The organism is Actinomycetospora sp., from assembly GCF_055612215.1.
The window spans coordinates 1-4,604 of sequence record NZ_JBVPVA010000005.1 but is presented as its reverse complement, the minus strand read 5'-3'; the positions used below and the strand labels follow the sequence as shown (position 1 = coordinate 4,604).

Below are 4,604 nucleotides of genomic sequence, written 5' to 3'. Positions count from 1 at the left end.
CGACGCCGGGCACCGTCACCGGCTCGCGCAGGTCGTCGCGGGGCTCGGCGGCCTCGACCTGCTCGTCAACAACGCGAGCCTGCTCGGGCCCAGCCCGCAGCCGCGGCTGGTCGACTACCCGCTCGACGTCCTCACCGCGGTGCTCACGGTCAACGTCGTGGCGCCGCTGGCCCTGCTCCAGGCGCTGCGACCGTCCCTGCGCCCCGGCGCGCGGGTGATCGACGTGTCCTCCGACGCCGCGGTCGAGGCAATGGCCGGCTGGGGCGGCTACGGCGCGTCGAAGGCGGCGCTCGAGCACCTCGGCGCGGTGCTCGCCGTCGAGGAACCGAAGCTGCGCGTCTACACCGTCGACCCCGGCGACATGCGGACGGCCATGCACCAGGAGGCGTTCCCCGGCGAGGACATCAGCGACCGGCCGCTGCCGGAGTCGGTGGTCCCGGCCCTGCGGGGACTGATCGCCGGCGAGCTGCCCAGCGGGCGGTACCGCGCGGCGGACCTGGTGGTGGCGTCGTGACCCTGCCGGTGACGCGCTTCGTCCTGCCCCCCGACCGCGAGGCCACCGCCCCGCCGGAGCGACGCGGCCTGACCCGCGACGGCGTCCGGCTGCTCGTCGCCGAACCCGACCGGATCGTCCACCGCCGCTTCGCCGACCTGCCCGACCACCTCGAGCCGGGCGACCTCCTGGTGGTGAACACCTCGGCGACGCTGCCCGCGGCGCTCGACGGCCGCCGTCCCTCCGGTGTCCCGACGGTGGTGCACGTGTCGGCCACGCTCGACGACGGGTCCTGGGTGGTCGAGCCCCGACGTCCGGACGGGCCGGACCGCAGCGTCGTCGCCGGGGAGGTCCTCACGCTGGCCGACGGCGTCCGGCTCGAGCTGGTCAGGCCCTACCCGGACCCCGACGCGACCGTGACGCGGCTCTGGTCGGCGCGGACCCACCCGCACCGGGACGCCGCGACGTTCCTCGCCGCTCACGGCCGGCCGAGCGGCTACGGCTACCTCATCGGGGCCTACCCGCTGACGGAGTACCAGACCGTCTACGCGACCGTGCCGGGAAGCGCCGAGATGGCCAGCGCCGGCCGGCCGTTCAGCGAGCGCCTGCTCGTGCGCCTGATGGCGCGCGGGGTGGTCGTCGCGCCGATCGTGCTGCACGCCGGGGTCTCCAGCCCCGAGAAGCACGAGCCGCCGATGCCCGAGCGGTTCACGGTCCCGGCGCCGACCGCACGGCTGGTGGGCACGACGCGGGCCGCGGGCGGGCGGGTCGTCGCGGTCGGGACGACGGTGGTGCGGGCGCTCGAGACCGCCGCCGATCCGGACGGCACCGTGCACCCGGCGAGCGGCTGGACCGACCTCGTGCTCGGCCCGGACCGCCCGGCCCGGGTGGTGTCCGGCCTGGTCACGGGCCTCCACGCGCCTGAGGCGAGCCACCTGCTACTGCTCGAGGCGGTCGCGGGGCCGGAGCTGGTCGGCCGGGCGTACGAGGCCGCCGTCGCCTCCGGCGACTACCTGTGGCACGAGTTCGGGGATTCGACGTTGTTCCTGGGTGCCTCCGGCTCGTGAGCACTTTCCCGTGCTATAGCACCGGAAAGTGCTCACAAGGCCGAAGGCCACCTAGGGTCGAGGGCGTGGTGGCCCGGGCGAGCAGCGTGATGACGCGGGGCGTCGTGACGGTGAGGCCCGACAGCCCGCTCGAGGACGCCCGGGCCCTGCTGACGGGGAACCGCTTCAGCGCCCTGCCCGTCGTCGACCGCGGCTACCGCCTCGTCGGGATCGTCTCGACCCTCGACGTGCTGCGCGCCGAGGTCGAGGGCCGGGCCGGTGCGCGCGTCGGCGACGTCATGACCCGCGAGCCCATGGCGATGAGCCCGGACTCCCCCGTGACGATCCTGTCCCACCGCCTGCGCCGCTACGGCGAACGACGGGTGATGCCGATCGTCGAGCGGGGGGTCCTCGTCGGGGTCGTCACCCGCGGCGACCTGTTGCGTCCGCCTGACCGCCGCTCGATGTTCGACCGCCTCCTCGGCGCCGAGCCGGACGACCCCGAGCTCCCTCCGACCGACGAGGCCCGGGTCGGCACCACCGCGGGCGAGGTCATGACGCCGCTCGCGGACCTCGTCGTCGCGGAGCCCTCGACCCCGGTCTCCGCCGCGGCCGCGTGGCTCTCGGCGAACCGGCTCACCGCGTTGCCCGTCCTCGACCAGGACGACCACCTGCTGGGCCTGGTCAGCGAGGCCGACCTGGTGCCCGACCGGCTTTCGGGGCGGCGCGGCCCGACGGCGGCCCGGGTCGGCGAGGCGATGACGACCGGCGTCACCGCGGTGCGCCACGACGTGCCGCTGGTCAAGGTGGCGCGGCGGATGATCAAGCACCGCTGGCGGGTGCTGCCGGTGCTCGGCGACGACGACCGCGTGGTCGGGATGGTCAGCCGGGGCGACCTGCTGCGCGCCGAGTCGCCACCGCCGGAGCCGGACGCCCCGGCGGCCACCGGGACACCGCCCCCGGAGTGACGATGTCCACGCCCGCCTGCGCATCCCCCGTGCGGGGAGCACGGTGGCCGGTGAGGTCACGGCGAGCAGGCGGGAGCAGCAGGGTGAGCGACGGGTCCACGGAGTCCGACGAGGAGGTCCTGGTCGCGCCGCTCGTCCCCACCGACGCCGACACGACCACGACGGCCTGGACGGGCACGCCCGTGCCCGAGGGCTACGTCGCGATGATCGACGAGCTCCGGGACCTCCTCGACCGCGTGGCCGCCGCCGTCCCGGCGCCGGAGCTCGTCGCCGACACCACCAAGGCCGTCGCGGAGCTCAACGGCCGGCTGGCCGAGGCGTCGGTCGACGAGCCCCGGCAGATCTCCGGGCGGCTGCCGGCCGCCCCGGGCCGGGGTCAGCTCGCGGTGCCGCCGCTGCACGTGGACGAGGTCGACGGGTCGCGGATGACCGGACGGGTCCGCTTCGGCCGGCACTTCCTGGGCAGCAACGGCGTCGTCCACGGCGGGGCCGTCCCGCTGCTCTTCGACGACGTCCTCGGCCGCCTCGCCCTCGCCGAGGGGCGGTCCCGGTCCCGGACCGCCTACCTCCACGTCGACTACCGGTCGGTCGCGCCGATCGACACCGAGCTGGCCGTCGAGGCGTGGTTCGAGCGCGAGGAGGGCCGCAAGCGCTTCGTGCGCGGCACGCTCTCCGACGGCGACCGGCTGTGCGCCGAGGCCTCCGCCCTGTTCGTCGCGCTGCGGCCGGGGGCGCAGTAGGAACGCGCGAGCAGCTCCCACAGCACGGCGTCCGGGATCGGGGTGTCCGCCAGGTAGCGCCGCGACGGGGTGGTGCGCAGGGCCTCCAGCAGGTCGACCTGCTCCGGTGCGGGCTCGGACACGGTGCCTCCTCGGCGCTCGGGGTCGTGCACGACGGCGCCGCGGTCAGCCCGCGACGATGCCGACGACGAGGTTGATCGTCGTGGCCAGGATGACGGTGCCGAACACGTAGGACAGCAGACAGTGGCGCATGACGATCCCGCGGATCCGGCTGCTGGAGACGGCGGTGTCGGAGACCTGGTAGGTCATGCCGAGGTTGTAGCTGAAGTAGAAGAAGTCGCGGTACGCGGGCGGGTCCCCACCGTTGAAGTCGATCCCGCCCTCGGGGGCCTCGTAGTAGCGGTGGGCGTAGCGGGTGGCGTAGGTCAGCTGCAGCCCGGCCCAGACCGTGGCCACCCCCGCGGGCGCCGCCACCGCGGCCGCCGCGCCGCTCCCGGATCTGCTCAGCAGGAGCAGCACCACGATCGCGACCAGCCCGCCCAGGGCGGCGGTGACGATGACGATCTCCTCGACGACGGGTCGGAAGTCCTCGCGCTCGACGTTCGCGCGCGTGGCCGCGGCGTCCATCGGCGCGAGGACGAGCCACCCCGCGACCACCGTGCTGGTCCCCGCCGCCGCGATGCCGACCAGCACGCCCAACAGCGCACCGGCCAGGACACCGACGACGACCCCGACGACGATGCCGATCGCGGCCCCGACCAAGAGCCGGCGGACACCCGACACGGGCAGCACCGTCAGCACGCGGGGCCGGTCGGGCGGGGCGCCTCGTCGGGCCCGGAGGTGGTGTGGGAGCAGCCGCGGTCCATGTGCGGAGCAGACCAGTCCCTCAGACGAACCGCCGCGGCGGGGCCGTCTCGTCGTCGGGCGCCCACCCGGGGTCCCCGCTGCGGGCGAAGGACGTCCACGCGGCCAGCATCTCGTCGGCGAGTTCCGCGGGCGGGTTCTCGCCGAGGAGCGCATCGGGTCCCGACGCGGTGTCGAGGGTGCCGAAGACGAACGGGAGCTCGAGGCCGTGACACGCGCCCAGCCGCCCGCCGAAGGCGGGGGATCGCCACCCGAACTCGTAGCGGTGGCCGCGGCCGCGGTGGGCGGCGACGAGCCGGCGAGCCGGACCGCGGAAGAGCAGCTCGGTGACCACGCTCGCGTAGCGCTCGCCGGGCGACCCGGCGGCCTGCGCCAACAGCCGGTCGGCGTCCGGGTGGGCGGCCGCCAGTGCCGCGCGCGCCTGGTCCTCGCCCAGCGCGTCCAGCGCGCCGGTGGGCACGAAGTACAGGTTCATCTCCTCGTCGTTGGCGCC

6 protein-coding genes are annotated in these 4,604 nt (G+C 75.4%); 4 read left to right on the top strand and 2 right to left on the bottom strand.

The window, feature by feature from the left end; genetic code table 11:
• From AC0CYZ_RS00085 to AC0CYZ_RS00070, 4 genes are all read left to right on the top strand, one after another.
• Nucleotides 1–514, top strand: a 514-nt coding sequence (locus tag AC0CYZ_RS00085; protein WP_472210756.1) for an SDR family oxidoreductase, incomplete at its 5' end; no start/stop codon positions are given.
• Nucleotides 511–1,560, top strand: coding sequence for an S-adenosylmethionine:tRNA ribosyltransferase-isomerase (locus AC0CYZ_RS00080; protein WP_472210753.1), 1,050 nt, complete (start codon nucleotides 511–513; stop codon nucleotides 1,558–1,560). The genes AC0CYZ_RS00085 and AC0CYZ_RS00080, both read left to right, overlap by 4 nt.
• A 65-nt stretch (nucleotides 1,561–1,625) precedes the next feature.
• The gene (locus AC0CYZ_RS00075; RefSeq protein ID WP_472210750.1) at nucleotides 1,626–2,507 is read left to right on the top strand and encodes a CBS domain-containing protein; all 882 of its coding nucleotides are present in this window, start codon (nucleotides 1,626–1,628) and stop codon (nucleotides 2,505–2,507) included.
• 83 nt (nucleotides 2,508–2,590) lie between these two features.
• Entirely contained in the window at nucleotides 2,591–3,247 is a 657-nt protein-coding gene (locus AC0CYZ_RS00070; protein WP_472210748.1) for a PaaI family thioesterase, read from the top strand.
• A gap of 165 nt (nucleotides 3,248–3,412) precedes the next feature.
• Here AC0CYZ_RS00070 and AC0CYZ_RS00065 read toward each other — a convergent pair whose 3' ends face one another.
• Together AC0CYZ_RS00065 and AC0CYZ_RS00060 are read right to left on the bottom strand one after the other, a co-directional pair.
• Nucleotides 3,413–4,030, bottom strand: coding sequence for a DUF1345 domain-containing protein (locus tag AC0CYZ_RS00065; protein ID WP_472210746.1), 618 nt, complete (start codon nucleotides 4,028–4,030; stop codon nucleotides 3,413–3,415).
• 103 nt (nucleotides 4,031–4,133) lie between these two features.
• Nucleotides 4,134–4,604 (bottom strand): carboxylesterase family protein (locus AC0CYZ_RS00060; protein WP_472210744.1); only part of this gene is annotated, 471 nt, incomplete at its 5' end.